The following is a 14,989-nucleotide window of genomic DNA, read 5'->3' on the forward strand; positions in this document are numbered from 1 at the left end:
ACTTGCAAATATATAATATTATTCTTACATTGCAAATAAAAAATATACTATTTTAATGACAACAAAGAATAGATACCATTACAACTCTCATTGCGTATTCAATATTGGTTATCACGTTATTTGGTGTCCTAAATATCGTAGGAAAGTGCTTACAGGTGGAGTTGACGAGCGCTTAAAAGAACTGTTGCTTGAAAAAGCCAAGTCCATAGATGTGGAAATTGTTAAGATGGAAGTTATGCCTGACCATGTGCATTTGTTCATCAAAACACCACCAACGCTTGCTGTGCATTTTGTGGTCAATCAATTCAAAGGTTATACCTCACGCCTATTAAGGAACGAGATGCCTTGGTTAAAATCAAGATTGCCTACACTTTGGTCTCGTTCTTATTACTGCGAAAGTGTTGGACACATATCAGAAGAAACCATTAAGAGATACATTGAAGATCAAAAGAAATAACGCTTTCATCCCACGCCTAAAGGCTGTGGGCATTCCCGCTATCGATCGTAAGGACGGTACGCCCGCCCTTACCTTAGCTGTCATTCCTAGTCAGCTAGTCTTTGATACCGATGAGAGCGGAGCAATTCTTACAAAGGTGTTATCAGCGAACACGGCTAAGGTGGGATTGTATGACGGACAGACAGAGGTAACAGCCGAGAAGTACAATATAACTCCTGTGAATTGTACGGCTACACTTGCTAATGGTGTGCTAACTATTACTAGCGTTACCAAGGGCGCATATAGCGGAAGAGTGGATATCACGTCTACTTACAAGGGTAACACTCGTGTAGGTAGTGTAGCTTTCAACGTGAACGCTAACCACGTGTATGATGCTAAGTTTGAAGCTAATGAAAAGGCTATCGAAGCGATAGTATCGGATACAGCAGTGAAAGAGGATGGTTCGTTGCTAAGTAAGGCTTACTCTATGTTCAAAATGTTATCGGACAAGATTAGGTTGTTTGTTACAGACGGATTAAAGAAAGCAGGGATAGAGATAACATCTGATAGCGTGAACTTAATGGGTAACAAGGTGAAAGTTACCAATAACGATAAAGAAGCATCTCTATTTGAGAATGGAAAGCTCAATGCCAACTTTATAGATGCGAAGAAAATCGTTGCAGAGGGCATCAAGGCACAAACCATTGATGCAGAGAATGCTACGTTTGAGAATGTTAACGTGAAAGGAACAATTGAAGCTGATAAAGGTCGTATTGGGGGACTTGATATAAGGGATTATAAATTACACGGTGAACCAAGTATATTTTCAGGGTGGACTATTCCTAGTATATGGCTGGGTGATCATGATAAAGGACAGTATGTTTCTTTAGGAGATGCTCTGCCTGCAACATCTATGTTACGAGGAGTCGCACGGTTTGAATATAATATTAAAGAAACTAACGGTTATAATGATGTCCATAATAACATAGCATTATACTTATCTTCGAAAGGGTCAGGATTTGAAACAGAAAATAACAACATTGCTCTATATATATCTGCTGGCACTATCAAAGGATTCAGGCTAAAAGTTGCCCGTATTGGCGCAAGAACGTATTACATCGACAAAATGGATACTTTCCTTGTCAACACCGCAACAACTGGCTATCTTAATTGGTATCTACCATCAGACTGTGAAGATGGGCAAGTGGTGCATATTGTACCTGGGGTGGACTGTTCCTTAACGATACACACTCAAGGAGTAGATAGATTCTCAAGCAGAAATAGTGGTACTGAGCGAAGTATTAACGGTGCACGTATTCACCAATTCGTCTACGATGCGGTGAACCATTTATGGTATTGGGGGTGGCAGAACTAATGCCCCCATATCCCTCTCACTGCATTCCTCGCATGGCTAAGAGTATGCTCTTTTTGCCTTAGTTATGCATGGAGTGCGTTTGTTTAATAATTTGTAGGAAAGATGGATAGTAGGACGGTAATATATGCCATTCTATTTTTTTAAATATTAAATAGGTTACAGCACTCCTTTATAACTTAGCAACAACTTATTAGCCTCCTTTATATCCTTTGGTGTATAAATGTCAGTTATTAATATCGAAGAATGACGTGCCTGATCACGCACTGTCAAAATATCTGTGTTCGCATGAAGCATATTCGTTATACCAGTATCTTTGAGTGAATATAACTTATAACGGTCGCTAAGATTTAACTCCTTACGCAGCACTCGACTCCAATAATCTCTAAAACACTTCTCGTTCCTACGCTCCGCACCAGGCATAAAATCATCACCAAACAAATAATAACTTCCTGGATTATTAAACACTTTCAAATCAATCATCAGTCGTAACACATGATCAGGAACTGTAAGCACTGCATCGTGATGATTTTTTGTTATGTTACCATGTAAAAACAAAGTCTTCCGTTTAACACTAAAGTCCTCCACCTTTATATAACTCATCTCACGAGGACGAATAAAAAGATAATGTAACATATAACAAGCCAACAAATAATGCCTATTATGCTCCCATAACCAAGAATGTATTATGGTTAACACTTCATTAGGAATTACATCACGATTCTTTATCTGTTCCCTACGCTTTACCACGGAATAACTCTTAGTAGGGTCATTCGGAACATAACCACGCTCCACCAAATACTTACAAAACGTCTTTAACCAAGATAAATAATTATTCCTCGTACGAAGTGTATTATTCCTATCTATAAAAACATAATCCAAAAACTGACCCACCATTCGATGGTCAAACTGATAAGAATAAAATAGGTTTACTTTCTCTTTTTCCTTCCACTCCTTCAATACCCTCAGTCTACTCATATAAGATACCACTGACTCTTCTCTCATATTATGCTCTTTCAGTAGTTTCCATAAATATTCCTCATATTTCCTACATACATCATCGAAAGAAGAATATGCTAAAGGCTGTTCTATCTCCACCCAAGGATTCCATCCCTGCAGTAGTTTTTCTGTGAGTCTTTTGATAAGAGCTTCGCCGAATATACGCTGACTACGCTTACCTTTAATATGACCAAGCATAAACTTCTTAATATGAAACTTACCCCTTGCAGGGTCAAAGGCAGAAAGAGAAACATAACATTCCGAAGCCTGATGAAACTTCGGAATTTTCCATCCAATTATCTCATTGATAACTGTTGCTCCACTCTGATAAGGAAAACTTTTTTTAGGCATTTCTAAACTTTGTTTGAAATGCCCCATTGAACAATTAGTATTAAACTAAAATCAAGCTTCACCGACTTTTCGCCGACCTCAACACCCCCGACCATACGGAAGTATCAAATAATCAATCGCTTAACTTTGTTTTTGTCGGGATGACAAGACTCGAACTTGCGACCACTGGTCCCCCAGACCAGCATTCTAAACCTACTGAACTACATCCCGCTCGTGATTTTGTTGTGCAAAATTAATGAGAAATAGTGGGATTAGCAAATTTTTCATTTTGTTTTTAACGCTACTCAAATATAAATAGTATCTTTGTATAGAAAAGTCTGCACTCGGCAATATTCAAGCGTGCTTGTATTGCCCTCGTTTGCATTATCTTTATAGAAGTTATAATTAGAGCTATTAGAAACGGATTTTATACTATTATAGAATAAGTAAAATGGCACCATTTTAAGAAGCAAAATATCATGCAATATACGATAAAACCTCCTACTGAACCGATAGATGCTAGCATTAATTTGCCGTCATCTAAGAGTATCAGTAATCGTTCGCTTATCATTAATGTGTTGTCAAAAAGTAAGATAACGCCTAATAATCTTTCCGATTGCGATGATACTAATGTTATCATAAAAGCATTGAAAGATATGCCAAAGGTGATAGATGTAGGTGCGGCAGGTACGGCTATGCGCTTTATGACTGCTTTTTTAAGTGTAACGGCTGGTGAGCATATAATAACGGGCAGCGAAAGAATGAAGCATCGCCCAATAGGGGTTCTTGTGAGTGCTTTGCGATCGCTTGGTGCTAGTATCACTTATGAGGGTGAGGAAGGATTTCCACCTCTCTGTATTCAGGGACAACGATTGAAGGGAGGGCACTTAGATATAGCAGGGAATGTAAGCTCGCAATACATTTCAGCATTGTTAATGGTAGGCCCTATCTTTGAAGAGGGGTTAGAATTGAGATTGATAGGTAATATCGTATCTCGTCCTTATATCGACCTCACGCTACACATTATGCATGAATATGGAGTGAGAGTAGAATGGACAGATGTTGATACTATTACTGTTCCTGCTCAAGATTATCAAGCAGATAACTATTATATTGAAAATGATTGGACTGCTTCAAATTATTGGTATGAAATCCTAGCTCTGCATAAAGGCACTGAAGCAAAGCTCACCTTACCTGGGCTGAGAGATGGTTCGCGACAAGGCGACTCCTCTGTGCGTTATATTTTTTCGTTATTAGGTATTAAGACTGCTTTTGTAAATAATGGCGACGGTGATCAATCGGCAGTGAAGTTGTCAAAGCATGCTTGTATGTTGAAGCGATTAGAGTATGATTTTATCAATCAACCTGATCTTGCACAGACGTTTATAGCACTATGCCCATTGTTGAATATGCCTTTCCACTTCACGGGATTAGCTAGTTTAAAAATAAAGGAAACTGACCGAATAATGGCAATGAAAACTGAAATGCGTAAGCTAGGATATGTGTTGCACGATAAGAATGATGCCGAGCTGTATTGGGATGGTGAACGTTGTGAGGCTGAAAACGACCCTGTTATTGAGACTTACGAAGATCATCGTATGGCAATGGCGTTTGCCCCTCTTGCTTTAAAGTTGGGGAAAATAACTATTAATGATCCGTTGGTAGTAACAAAATCGTATCCACATTTTTGGGAAGATCTCAAAAGTGTAGGCTTTAGAATAGAGAATAGAGATTAAGATGAATATTATAATAATAGGTGTGGTAGCGTTGATGGGCTTAGGCTTAACAGCAGGGGTAATCACGCTTCTTAGCAAGAAACAAGAAGGTGAGTCTGATGTGGTACAGCCCACTTCGGGCGATTGCTCTACATGTACTGGTATTGCTGATAGTTGCGAGCAGGTCTGTATGATGGAAGCAGCTACCAAGCAAGCTGAATATTATGATGATGAAGAGTTGGATAGGTTCATAGGTAGGTCATCGGATAGCTATACAGTAGAGGAAGCTGAAGAATTTGCCAAGGTTCTTTATACGATGCAACCTCATGAAGCTAAGGGTTGGAATAGGAGCTTAGTAGTGAGAGGTATCAATGTTCCTAATCAAATAAAAGATGAGCTTATCACCATTATTAATGGGTGAAGATAAAATATGGAAAGATGATAAAAAGAAAGCAATAAAGTATGGAAATAAAAATTAGTAAGCTAGAAGAGATCAACGAAGCAGCAAAGCTGTTTATTAGTGCTATTAGCAAAGATAATGTTTTTGCCTTTTATGGTAAGATGGGAGCAGGTAAGACAACCTTTATTAAAGCCATTTGCGAAGAGTTGGGTGTTGAGGATGTTATTACATCACCTACTTTTGCCATTGTAAATGAATATACTGATGGTAAAGGTAGTCCTATTTACCACTTCGATTTCTACAGAATTAAGAAATTAGACGAGGTTTACGATATGGGATATGCCGACTATTTTGATAGTGGTAACCTCTGCTTCTTAGAATGGCCAGAGCTTATAGAGGATCTTCTTCCTGAGAATGTTGTAAAGGTAACAATAGAAGAAACAGAAGGTAGCTGTAGGCGGATTACGTTTTAGAAAGGTTTACATTTAGCACCAGTCTAGTTTTATAAATTAAGATATGAAGAGAATATTATTGATATTTAGCCTTGTGCTTACCGCTATGATTGTTATGGCACAAAAGCTTTCATGCTGTGGAGCAACTCAATGTGATAAGCGGGCACGTGTAGAACTCATCACTTCCAAAGGGCGCATTGTAGTGGAACTCTATAATGAGACACCTTGCCATCGTGATAATTTTCTCAAACTTGCCCGTCAAGGCATCTATGATGGTGTTTTGTGGCATCGTGTGATCGCCAACTTTATGATCCAGTCGGGCGATACCACCTCACGTCATGCCTTACCTGGTGATCTTCTCGGTGAGGGCGATCTCAATTACACCTTAGATGCAGAGATAAAATATCCTAAAATCTTCCATAAACGTGGTGCGTTAGCAGCAGCACGCGAGAGCGATGATGTTAATCCTGCTCGAAAGTCATCTGCAGCCCAATTCTATATCGTATGGGGTAAGGTGTATGATGAGGCTGGGCTTGATCAAATGCAGGCAAAAATTGACAAGCGTACCAATGGCACAGTAAGGCTCACTCCCGAAGTGCGCCAATACTATATACAGCATGGTGGCACTCCACACCTAGATGGTCAGTACACCGTTTTTGGGGAGGTTGTGGAAGGGTTTGATGTGGTAGAGAAAATCGACTTTGTAAAAACCGATTCTAATGATCGTCCAGTAGAAGACGTAAAGATCATCAGAGCTACCGTTTTGCCATAAGCAAAGTTTTTCCACCAACACCTTTAAATCGCTCTATAACGGTAACGATTCTTGGGAGTACATCTTGTTTCTTTGTTAAATTAAGCAATAGCCCTAGAAAAAAAGAAAGGATTTTAGGAAGCCGAAGTGAAATTAAGAAGAATTATTGGTAAAATCCAATAACGTAAGAAATATATAGAAAAAAGAGTAAAAGTTTTCCATTCTAGCAGAAAAAGCCTTACTTTTGCCTATGGATACCGTAAATGAAATATCATAATAAACAATTATATAACTATGAGTTTAAAAATCGTAGTACTTGCTAAACAGGTGCCCGATACACGAAATGTGGGTAAGGACGCAATGACAGAGGCTGGTACTGTTAACCGAGCTGCTCTTCCTGCAATTTTTAATCCAGAAGACCTAAACGCTCTAGAACAAGCTTTAAGATTGAAAGAACAGAACCTTGGTTCTACCGTCGGTGTATTAACAATGGGACCTCCACGTGCAGGTGAAATTATTCGACAGAGTCTTTATCGTGGAGCAGATACTGGTTGGTTGCTTACCGATCGTAAGTTTGCTGGAGCTGACTCTTTAGCTACTTCTTATGCACTATCAATAGCTATCAAGAAGATAGGCGATGTAGATATTGTTATTGGTGGTCGTCAAGCTATTGATGGTGATACCGCACAGGTTGGTCCTCAGGTGGCACAGAAGTTGGGTTTGAACCAAGTTACATACGCAGAAGAAATCGTAAAGATTGAAGATGGTAAAGCTATTATTCGTCGTCATATAGACGGTGGTGTAGAGCTTGTTGAGGCTCCATTACCAGTATTGATCACGGTAAATGGTTCGGCTGCTCCTGCTCGTCCATGTAATGTGAAGCGAGTTATGAAGTATAAATATGCTAAATGCCCAATGGAGCGCACAGGCAATGAGCCATGGGCGCAGCTTTACGAAGAGCGTCCTTATTTAACGTTAAATCAATGGTCGGTTGCCGATGTTGATGGTGATGAAGCTCAATGTGGATTGTCAGGTTCACCAACTATGGTGAAAGCTGTGCAGAATATTGTGTTTCAGGCTAAAGAGAGTAAAACGCTCACCAGTTCAGATGAAGATGTAGAAGGCTTCATGAAAGAATTGTTGGATGAGAAGATTATAGGATAGTAATAAATTGAGAATTGAGAATTACGAATAGAAAATTTTTGCTTTAGCGTTTTCCTTTTCCTTTTTCTCAGCCCTTAATAAGGAGATTATTTCTCAATTCTCAATTCTTAATTTTCAATTCAAGAAATGAATAACGTATTTGTATATTGTGAAATTGAAGGTTCTACAGTTCAAGAGGTTTCGCTAGAATTACTAACAAAAGGAAGAAAACTAGCCAATGAACTTGGTGTGGAATTGAATGCCATTGTAGCTGGTGCTGGTATTAAAGATAAAGTGGAATCGCAGGTGCTTCCATACGGAGTGGATAAGTTGTTTGTATTTGACGATGAACGCCTTTTTCCTTACACTTCTGCCCCCCACACAGATATTTTAGTAAACTTATTCAAAGAGGAAGAACCACAAGTTTGTCTTATGGGTGCTACCGTAATAGGTCGTGATCTTGGTCCTCGTGTATCCTCATCTTTGACAAGTGGTTTAACAGCCGATTGCACCCAATTAGAAATAGGTTCATACGATGATAAGAAAGAGGGAAAGCATTATGATAAGATCCTTTATCAGATCCGCCCTGCTTTCGGTGGTAATATTGTTGCTACGATTGTTAATCCTAAGCATCGTCCGCAGATGGCAACTGTACGCTCAGGTGTAATGCAGAAAGCACTTTATGAAGGTAAAGCTAAAGGCGAGGTTGTTTATCCAGAAGTAGATAAATATGTTAGCGAGTTGAGCTATGCTGTAAAGGTACTAGAGCGACATGTTGAAGCAGCAAAGCATAACCTTAAGGGATCACCTATTGTTGTAGCTGGTGGCTATGGTGTAGGATCAAAAGAAGGTTTCGATCTTTTGTTCCAATTAGCTAAGGAAATTCATGGTGAGGTAGGTGCTAGTCGCGCTGCTGTTGATGCTGGTTGGGTAGACAATGATCGACAAATAGGGCAAACAGGTGTTACCGTTCATCCAAAGGTGTATATTGCTTGTGGTATCTCTGGGCAGATCCAACACATTGCTGGTATGCAGGAGTCGGGTATTATCATTTCTATTAATAGCGATCCTGATGCACCCATCAATCAGATTGCCGATTATGTTATTATAGGTACAGTAGAAGAAGTAGTGCCTAAGATGATAAAGTATTACAAACAGAACACTAAATAAAGTAAGATATCATGGCTAACTATTATACAGAACATCCAGAGATTGAGTTCCACCTCAATCATCCATTGATGAAACGCATCGTTGACTTGAAAGAGCGCAACTATGCTGATAAAGATAAGTTTGAAGAAGCACCTGTAAACTATGAGGATGCTATTGAGAACTATAAGCGTATTCTTGATATCACAGGTGAAGTGGCAGGGGATACTTTGGCACCTAATTCTGAAGCAGTAGATTTAGAAGGTCCACACCTTATAGATAACCGTATGCACTACGCCAGCAAAACCCTTGAGAATTTTGAGGCAACGCGTAAGGCTGGTTTATGGGGTGTTAGCATGCCTCGCCGTTATGGTGGTTTAAACCTACCTAATGTAGTTTTCTCCATGATGTCAGAAATGATCTCTGCTGGCGATGGCGGTTTCCAAAATCTATGGTCATTACAAAGTTGTATTGATACACTCTATGAGTTTGGTAGTGAAGAGCAACGCCAAAAGTATATTCCTCGTATTTGTGCAGGCGAAACTATGTCAATGGATTTAACCGAACCTGATGCTGGTTCAGATCTTCAGCGTGTAATGCTAAAAGCTAGTTTCGATGAAAAAGAGAAATGCTGGCGTTTGAATGGTGTGAAGCGTTTTATTACCAATGGCGACTCTGACATTCATCTTGTTCTTGCACGTTCAGAAGAAGGTACGAAGGATGGTCGTGGCTTATCAATGTTTATCTATGATAAGCGTGAGGGCGGTGTTGATGTTCGTCATATTGAGCATAAGTTAGGTATTCACGGATCGCCAACTTGTGAGCTAGTTTATAAGAATGCTAAGGCTGAGCTATGTGGTAGCACTCGTATGGGCTTAATCAAGTATGTTATGGCATTGATGAATGGTGCTCGTTTGGGTATTGCTGCACAATCGGTAGGTGTGAGCCAAGAGGCTTACAACGAAGCTTTAGCGTATGCAAAGGATCGTGCTCAGTTTGGCAAGAAAATCATTAATATGCCTCCTGTTTATGATATGCTTTCTCGTATGAAAGCAAAACTAGATGCAGGTCGTTCTTTGTTGTATCAAACAGCTCGTTATGTAGATATCTATAAAGCTTTGGAAGATATTGCACGCGATGAGAAGCTATCTCCAGAAGAACGTCAGGAAATGAAAAAATACACTCGCTTGGCTGATGCTTTCACTCCAATTGCTAAAGGAATGAACTCTGAATATGTTAATCAGAATGCTTACGATGGTATCTCTGTACATGGCGGTTCAGGCTTTATTATGGAGTATAAGTGCCAACGTTTGTTCCGCGATGCTCGTATCTTCTCTATCTATGAAGGTACAACCCAGTTGCAAGTGGTAGCTGCTATTCGTTACATTACTAATGGTACTTATTTATCTATCATCCGTGAGATGTTAGAAGAAGAGGTTTCTGTAGAAATGGAACCATTGCGTAAGCTTATAGCAACATTGGTAGAGGATTATGAAGCTGCTGTAAATAAGGTGAAAGAAATTGAGAATCAAGATGTTCAAGACTTCTTAGCGCGCCGTCTTTACGATATGACAACAGAGATCATTATGTCTTTGTTGATTATCGCAGATGCTTCTAAAGCTCCAGAACTTTTTGCCAAGAGCGCACATGTCTTTGTGAAAATGACAGAAGAAAATGTAATAGGAAAGGTTGCTTACATTAACAATTTTGATGTTTCTGACCTTCCAAGCTTTGAACAATAGATATATAAATTAGTTATAACTCAAAAAGCACGGAATCTGATGGCGATCAGATTTCCGTGCTTTTACTTTTCATTCTCTCTATACTTTAGTATTTCTTAGGAGGATTTTTGCTCTCTTTCTCAGCTATGAACCCTATGCGGTAAGCGTATAATAATTCTTTTAGCGCATTGATTTGTAAGCGAAGTTCGGTACCCATATCGGTATCTGCCACACGAGTGCGGCGTTGATTCATTTCCACTATTTGAGTAGTACTTACAATGTCAGTACCACGCTTGATAGCATCTTCTGCTGATGTAAATGGTTCATGTTGCACTAGTTGGAAACCACGTGAGTGGAATACCAAAGTATATCCTGCAATACCTGTTTCCTTGTGATAGGCTTCTGACAAACCACCATCTATCACCATGAGTTTACCTCCTGCTTTGATAGGATTTTCACCCTTCGCTACGTGAACAGGAACGTGTCCATTGATAATATGTCTGTTTGTTTTAGGCACGTCAAACTCGTCTAAGATCATATCTGCAATTTCTTCCTTATCTCGCATTACGAAGTAGGCTCCCTTTGTTTCTTTGTGGGTTTCCTTGTCTTCTATGAAATAGCGTTCAAAGGTAGCCATTTTGGCTTTGTCGAAGAGAGGGCTTTCTGGTCCGCACCATAGGTATAGGAAGAAATCAATGGCATACTGTGGATCAATACCTCCGTCGCTCTCTGTACCTTTTTGGAAAGCACGACGAACAATAACTCCAATATTGTGAAGAAGTTCACGCCCACATGCTTTTAACTCAGGATAAATCTCAACCTCCTTTAGCTTTCCTTCTTCTGTAAGGGGGATGGAAGCATGATACAAGAGGTTGTGGTTAATGATACGATACATACGTCCATGTAAAAGCAATTGCCGAATGTGTTCTTGTAATCGTTCACTTGTTTTGAAAGATTGTTGCAATCGATCAATCAGTGTTTGCTCTTTAGGAGTGAGGGCATTAGGATTGTTAGGATCAATGGTAGGGAAATGGCATGAACGCATATTATAAACAACCCCATTAAGTGTTATTGTTCCTTTCTCATAATCAACTTGTTTTAGCAGTTCTCTGTCTTGCATTTTCCAAAACGGATAACGTTCAAAAAGCTGAGACTCAAGTTTAAATTGCAGCACACTAATAGCTTTATGCATCTGTGCTAAGAGGGTCTTGTTTCTTTCGTCAAGTTTATCTTCAACGAGGATTTTTGGATAAAATTCTGCACAAGGATCATTGCCATAAGTGTCCATGGCAAAGGTAGCTAGGTGAATAAGATTAATACCATAACCATCTTCAATGGTATTCATGTTGGCATAGCGTAATGCTATTCGGATAACATTGCAAATGCATGATGTATTACCAGCAGCAGCACCCATCCAAAGAATATCATGATTGCCCCAAGTGATATCCCAATTATGATAGTTTTTTAAGGTTTCCATAACAATATGTGCGCCTGGTCCACGATCATAAACATCGCCAAGAATGTGTAAGAGGTCGATTACCAATTGCTGTATTACTTTACAAATGGCAGTGATAAAAGCATCAGCACGTCCTGTTGTGATGATGGTTGTGATAATTGCACTAATGTAATCGGTTTTATCTTTATCATCTGAATTTTCATGGAGAAGTTCTTGAATGATGTAAGCAAAGTCGATTGGCAATGTTTTGCGTACTTTTGAACGAGTGTATTTGCTAGAAACATCACGACAAACTTCTACCAAACGGTAGATAGTAATGTGATACCAGTCGTTGAGATCTTTCTCTTCTTTCTTTACTAACTCAAGTTTTTGTTCTGGGTAATAAATCAGTGTACATAAGTCTTTCTTTTCAGAGGTGCGGAGCGTGTCTCCAAAAAGCTCATTAACCTTTCGTTTAATGTTACCAGAAGCGTTTTTTAAAACATGTTGAAAAGCTTCATATTCACCATGTATATCTGCTAGAAAATGTTCTGTTCCCTTAGGTAAGTTCATTATAGCCTCTAGGTTGATAATCTCTGTAGAAGCATCTGCGATAGTAGGGAATGTTTGTGATAAGAGTTGTAGATACCTCTCGTCTTTTTGTAAATCGTATATTTTTTTTGTCATAATAGTCATTATTGAATGGCTGAAACGTTTTTATTTTCGTTTGTTAAAGATGTTTCGTATCTGTTTCGTATGTTTGTCGTCAAGTGGAATGAGTGGCATAAAGCCTTCTTCAAGTTGAGTAAACTCTTCCAATATTTTAATCATCCGACGGCTAAACTTATATAGTTGCATTCTTTTAAGAATATCTTTTAGCTGATCTTCATCGTAATCATTATATTTTATGAGCGTATGTAAGTTGCATAAATGAAGCAAACTAAGTGTTCCTTTATCATAGAGTTGCTTTGTATGATAAAATGCAATTACAATATCTTTTAATATGTATTCGCAAGGTATATCCTCATCGGCAAAAAGTTTTTTTGCAAGTTTCTTTCCAGTTTTATCTCTATACTCATCAAGAGATTGTAAATTTTTCTGTAGAAATAAAGGGTATCTAACAATTTCTGTAGTGTTAATATTGGGAGCATATAATTGTAAGTATTGAATACTTTTATCTATAATATCCCTAACCCCTTCATCGTCAGCGTAGAGGAAAATATGTCTCCATTGGTTTGGATTTAAACTTCTAAGATTGAGTAGTTGGTTACTGGGCAATGGATTATGATTAGTGGCCTGATCAATTCCAGCAGTCATTAAGCTAATCATAGCTTCGTATTCTTGTGCAGACATAGAAAATTGATAACCAGTATTAAGTACCTTTTTATAAAAAGTAATCATACTAGTAGCCATACTATCAGTGCTTATAGCACTATTAAGAATACTTGATGCGATAATATCTATGCGATTACTCCAGCCTTGTTTTAGGATTGCTTTCTTTTCTTTCTCATCGTCAAGAACAAAAGCATCTACAAGCTTAACTAACTGCGAAAAATAAGCAATAGACTTAATAACCTTCTCAACATGCTGTTCATTCTTTCTTGCAAAAGAGTTTAAACTCCAATGAGTGGATAATGCTATTGGAATATTTTTCTTTGTGGCAAACTTGGCGCAACGATATGCTTGATGATCCCAACAAGCATGTAAATGGATAATATCAGGATGAACATCATTTGATAATTTCTGAAAGTCATCAAAGTTTTTAGCTAGATAAGTTTCTGCATAATTCCTTTCAGCATCTATTAATGTTTGGATGCTGTCTGACCGTAGGTCGCTATGCTTGAGATTATCAACGTAATGTAATACTTTCATTATAACTTATGTGAGATGAAGTCATATTTATCAGCACGACGATACATTATCATGAATTTTATATTGTGCCAAATTATTCTTATTTCATAGAAAATAATTTTCCATAAAGAAATGTCTACTCCTAAAAGTTTGCTTCTTTTATAGAATATCAAGATACGGATACTAAGCGTGAGCAGCAAAGCTAGAACTGCTGCTCCTAATATGATCCAATTCTTTGTAACTCCAGCGAAAGTTCCCCCCGCTAATAAAGCAATATAGTTAAGGTGTAATGCCCATTGATCAATATTAAAAATCAGGCGATGCTTTGTGCTTCGTTCCAAATGCTTTCTATCTTCCATATAGAATAGATGTTTGTCACGATACATCTTGTCTGTAGGAGCTGGTTCTATCAATGTTCCCTCTTCATTATCTATATAGGTAAGGTTTCCTTTTAGTGCATATTTATTTACGATAAAGTCAAATTCTCCTCGAATGTACTTTAAGTTACCTCTAAAGCCCTCATTGTTTAAAAACATGTCTTTCTTAAACATAAGTGCATTGTCTTCACAACGATATGGGGTTTTAAAGGCATATTCTCGTAGGAGATATTGCGCAGTCAGGAAGCGTTCGAACTTTTTAAAATCGGTTGTTCCCTCATCATATTGGGTGCTGCCTACAATGAGATCAGTTTTCTCTGATATGCCATCAGCAAGTGTTTTCAACCAGTTCTCAGATGATGGTTTACAGAAAATATCAGCCATTGCTATCCAATTATATTCAGCAGCTTTCACTCCTAGGGTAATAGCGAGCTTCTTTTTGCTCATATAGCGTGAAGAGTCGGGTATGAAAGTAAAATAAAGTCTTTCATTAGTATGTTGCTTTAGAACATCTTCCGTTTCTTTATCCTTTTCTGGGGCTACAACAATCACTTGAAAATCGCTAGGATAATCTTGGTTAAGATATAAAGAAAGGTTCTCCGATACTACTTCTGCATTGTCTGTTGGTGTAAGCAAGATAGAAATAGAAGGATAGCCTTCTTTTTGGCTTGTTTCAGAATTTGTAGTTGGTCTTTCACAAGTTTCTATAATGTTATCCTTACTTTGTGCATATCCTTTTTTACGAACACTTCTAAAGAAAGGATTTATAAAAGGTGTCAGTAGTGCTAGAAAAATTAGCACTACTGATACTATTATTGTTAGAGTATCTATATTTTGCATCTTTTTATTTCCAAATCTATG

13 protein-coding genes and 1 tRNA gene are annotated in these 14,989 nt (G+C 38.3%); 9 read left to right on the plus strand and 5 right to left on the minus strand.

The window, feature by feature from the left end:
• The first annotated feature begins 55 nt into the window (after nucleotides 1-55).
• Both tnpA and PREBIDRAFT_RS00825 read left to right on the plus strand, forming a co-directional pair.
• Nucleotides 56-457 (plus strand): IS200/IS605 family transposase, encoded by a 402-nt coding sequence (tnpA, locus tag PREBIDRAFT_RS00820; RefSeq protein WP_004338458.1) that lies wholly within the window; start codon nucleotides 56-58, stop codon nucleotides 455-457.
• Nucleotides 438-1,811, plus strand: coding sequence for a hypothetical protein (locus PREBIDRAFT_RS00825; RefSeq protein WP_004338970.1), 1,374 nt, complete (start codon nucleotides 438-440; stop codon nucleotides 1,809-1,811). Before tnpA ends, PREBIDRAFT_RS00825 begins: the two co-directional genes overlap by 20 nt.
• Nucleotides 1,812-1,967: 156 nt before the next feature.
• On the opposite strand, the gene PREBIDRAFT_RS00830 is transcribed toward PREBIDRAFT_RS00825, so the two are convergent.
• Nucleotides 1,968-3,158: a tyrosine-type recombinase/integrase gene (locus tag PREBIDRAFT_RS00830; RefSeq protein ID WP_004337191.1), complete on the minus strand. Its 1,191-nt coding sequence runs from the start codon at nucleotides 3,156-3,158 to the stop codon at nucleotides 1,968-1,970.
• Nucleotides 3,159-3,293: 135 nt separating this feature from the next.
• Nucleotides 3,294-3,368: transfer RNA gene (locus PREBIDRAFT_RS00835), tRNA-Pro, on the minus strand.
• A gap of 248 nt (nucleotides 3,369-3,616) precedes the next feature.
• Between PREBIDRAFT_RS00835 and PREBIDRAFT_RS00840 the strand changes: the two genes are divergently transcribed.
• From PREBIDRAFT_RS00840 to PREBIDRAFT_RS00870, 7 genes are all read left to right on the plus strand, one after another.
• A complete protein-coding gene (locus PREBIDRAFT_RS00840) occupies nucleotides 3,617-4,873 on the plus strand; it encodes a 3-phosphoshikimate 1-carboxyvinyltransferase (RefSeq protein ID WP_004337193.1) in 1,257 nt (418 codons plus the stop codon).
• Between the two features lies 1 nt (nucleotide 4,874).
• Nucleotides 4,875-5,273, plus strand: a complete 399-nt coding sequence (locus PREBIDRAFT_RS00845) for a hypothetical protein (protein ID WP_004337198.1) — start codon at nucleotides 4,875-4,877, stop codon at nucleotides 5,271-5,273.
• 41 nt (nucleotides 5,274-5,314) lie between these two features.
• Nucleotides 5,315-5,725, plus strand: a complete 411-nt coding sequence (gene tsaE, locus PREBIDRAFT_RS00850; protein WP_004337200.1) for a tRNA (adenosine(37)-N6)-threonylcarbamoyltransferase complex ATPase subunit type 1 TsaE — start codon at nucleotides 5,315-5,317, stop codon at nucleotides 5,723-5,725.
• 43 nt (nucleotides 5,726-5,768) lie between these two features.
• Nucleotides 5,769-6,476 carry a peptidylprolyl isomerase gene (locus PREBIDRAFT_RS00855; protein ID WP_004337205.1) on the plus strand — a complete coding sequence of 236 codons (708 nt, stop codon included), beginning with the start codon at nucleotides 5,769-5,771 and terminating at the stop codon, nucleotides 6,474-6,476.
• A 273-nt stretch (nucleotides 6,477-6,749) separates the two neighbouring features.
• A complete protein-coding gene (locus PREBIDRAFT_RS00860) occupies nucleotides 6,750-7,619 on the plus strand; it encodes an electron transfer flavoprotein subunit beta/FixA family protein (RefSeq protein WP_004337207.1) in 870 nt (289 codons plus the stop codon).
• Between the two features lie 126 nt (nucleotides 7,620-7,745).
• Nucleotides 7,746-8,768: an electron transfer flavoprotein subunit alpha/FixB family protein gene (locus PREBIDRAFT_RS00865; protein ID WP_004337209.1), complete on the plus strand. Its 1,023-nt coding sequence runs from the start codon at nucleotides 7,746-7,748 to the stop codon at nucleotides 8,766-8,768.
• Nucleotides 8,769-8,779: 11 nt separating this feature from the next.
• Nucleotides 8,780-10,486, plus strand: coding sequence for an acyl-CoA dehydrogenase family protein (locus PREBIDRAFT_RS00870; RefSeq protein WP_004337212.1), 1,707 nt, complete (start codon nucleotides 8,780-8,782; stop codon nucleotides 10,484-10,486).
• Nucleotides 10,487-10,571: 85 nt separating this feature from the next.
• Here the strand turns inward: PREBIDRAFT_RS00870 and PREBIDRAFT_RS00875 are convergent, their stop codons facing one another.
• From PREBIDRAFT_RS00875 to PREBIDRAFT_RS00885, 3 genes are read right to left on the minus strand one after another with little or no spacing between them, the layout of a single operon-like run.
• The gene (locus PREBIDRAFT_RS00875) at nucleotides 10,572-12,587 is read right to left on the minus strand and encodes a fructose-1,6-bisphosphatase (protein WP_004338972.1); all 2,016 of its coding nucleotides are present in this window, start codon (nucleotides 12,585-12,587) and stop codon (nucleotides 10,572-10,574) included.
• Nucleotides 12,588-12,617: 30 nt separating this feature from the next.
• A complete protein-coding gene (locus tag PREBIDRAFT_RS00880) occupies nucleotides 12,618-13,772 on the minus strand; it encodes a glycosyltransferase family protein (protein WP_004337215.1) in 1,155 nt (384 codons plus the stop codon).
• Nucleotides 13,772-14,968, minus strand: a complete 1,197-nt coding sequence (locus PREBIDRAFT_RS00885) for a glycosyltransferase (RefSeq protein WP_004337217.1) — start codon at nucleotides 14,966-14,968, stop codon at nucleotides 13,772-13,774. The genes PREBIDRAFT_RS00880 and PREBIDRAFT_RS00885 overlap by 1 nt, the downstream gene beginning before the upstream one ends.
• Nucleotides 14,969-14,989 lie beyond the last annotated feature (21 nt).

It is taken from the genome of Prevotella bivia DSM 20514 (genome assembly GCF_000262545.1).
Lineage (GTDB): Bacteria > Bacteroidota > Bacteroidia > Bacteroidales > Bacteroidaceae > Prevotella > Prevotella bivia.

Excerpts from the sequence above, each read along its gene's own strand:
- tnpA (WP_004338458.1), top strand. The coding sequence starts at position 56 with ATGACAACAAAGAATAGATACCATTACAACTCTCATTGCGTATTCAAT.
- PREBIDRAFT_RS00830 (WP_004337191.1), bottom strand. The coding sequence starts at position 3,158 with ATGCCTAAAAAAAGTTTTCCTTATCAGAGTGGAGCAACAGTTATCAAT.
- PREBIDRAFT_RS00840 (WP_004337193.1), top strand. The coding sequence starts at position 3,617 with ATGCAATATACGATAAAACCTCCTACTGAACCGATAGATGCTAGCATT.
- PREBIDRAFT_RS00845 (WP_004337198.1), top strand. The coding sequence starts at position 4,875 with ATGAATATTATAATAATAGGTGTGGTAGCGTTGATGGGCTTAGGCTTA.
- tsaE (WP_004337200.1), top strand. The coding sequence starts at position 5,315 with ATGGAAATAAAAATTAGTAAGCTAGAAGAGATCAACGAAGCAGCAAAG.
- PREBIDRAFT_RS00855 (WP_004337205.1), top strand. The coding sequence starts at position 5,769 with ATGAAGAGAATATTATTGATATTTAGCCTTGTGCTTACCGCTATGATT.
- PREBIDRAFT_RS00860 (WP_004337207.1), top strand. The coding sequence starts at position 6,750 with ATGAGTTTAAAAATCGTAGTACTTGCTAAACAGGTGCCCGATACACGA.
- PREBIDRAFT_RS00865 (WP_004337209.1), top strand. The coding sequence starts at position 7,746 with ATGAATAACGTATTTGTATATTGTGAAATTGAAGGTTCTACAGTTCAA.
- PREBIDRAFT_RS00870 (WP_004337212.1), top strand. The coding sequence starts at position 8,780 with ATGGCTAACTATTATACAGAACATCCAGAGATTGAGTTCCACCTCAAT.
- PREBIDRAFT_RS00875 (WP_004338972.1), bottom strand. The coding sequence starts at position 12,587 with ATGACAAAAAAAATATACGATTTACAAAAAGACGAGAGGTATCTACAA.
- PREBIDRAFT_RS00880 (WP_004337215.1), bottom strand. The coding sequence starts at position 13,772 with ATGAAAGTATTACATTACGTTGATAATCTCAAGCATAGCGACCTACGG.
- PREBIDRAFT_RS00885 (WP_004337217.1), bottom strand. The coding sequence starts at position 14,968 with ATGCAAAATATAGATACTCTAACAATAATAGTATCAGTAGTGCTAATT.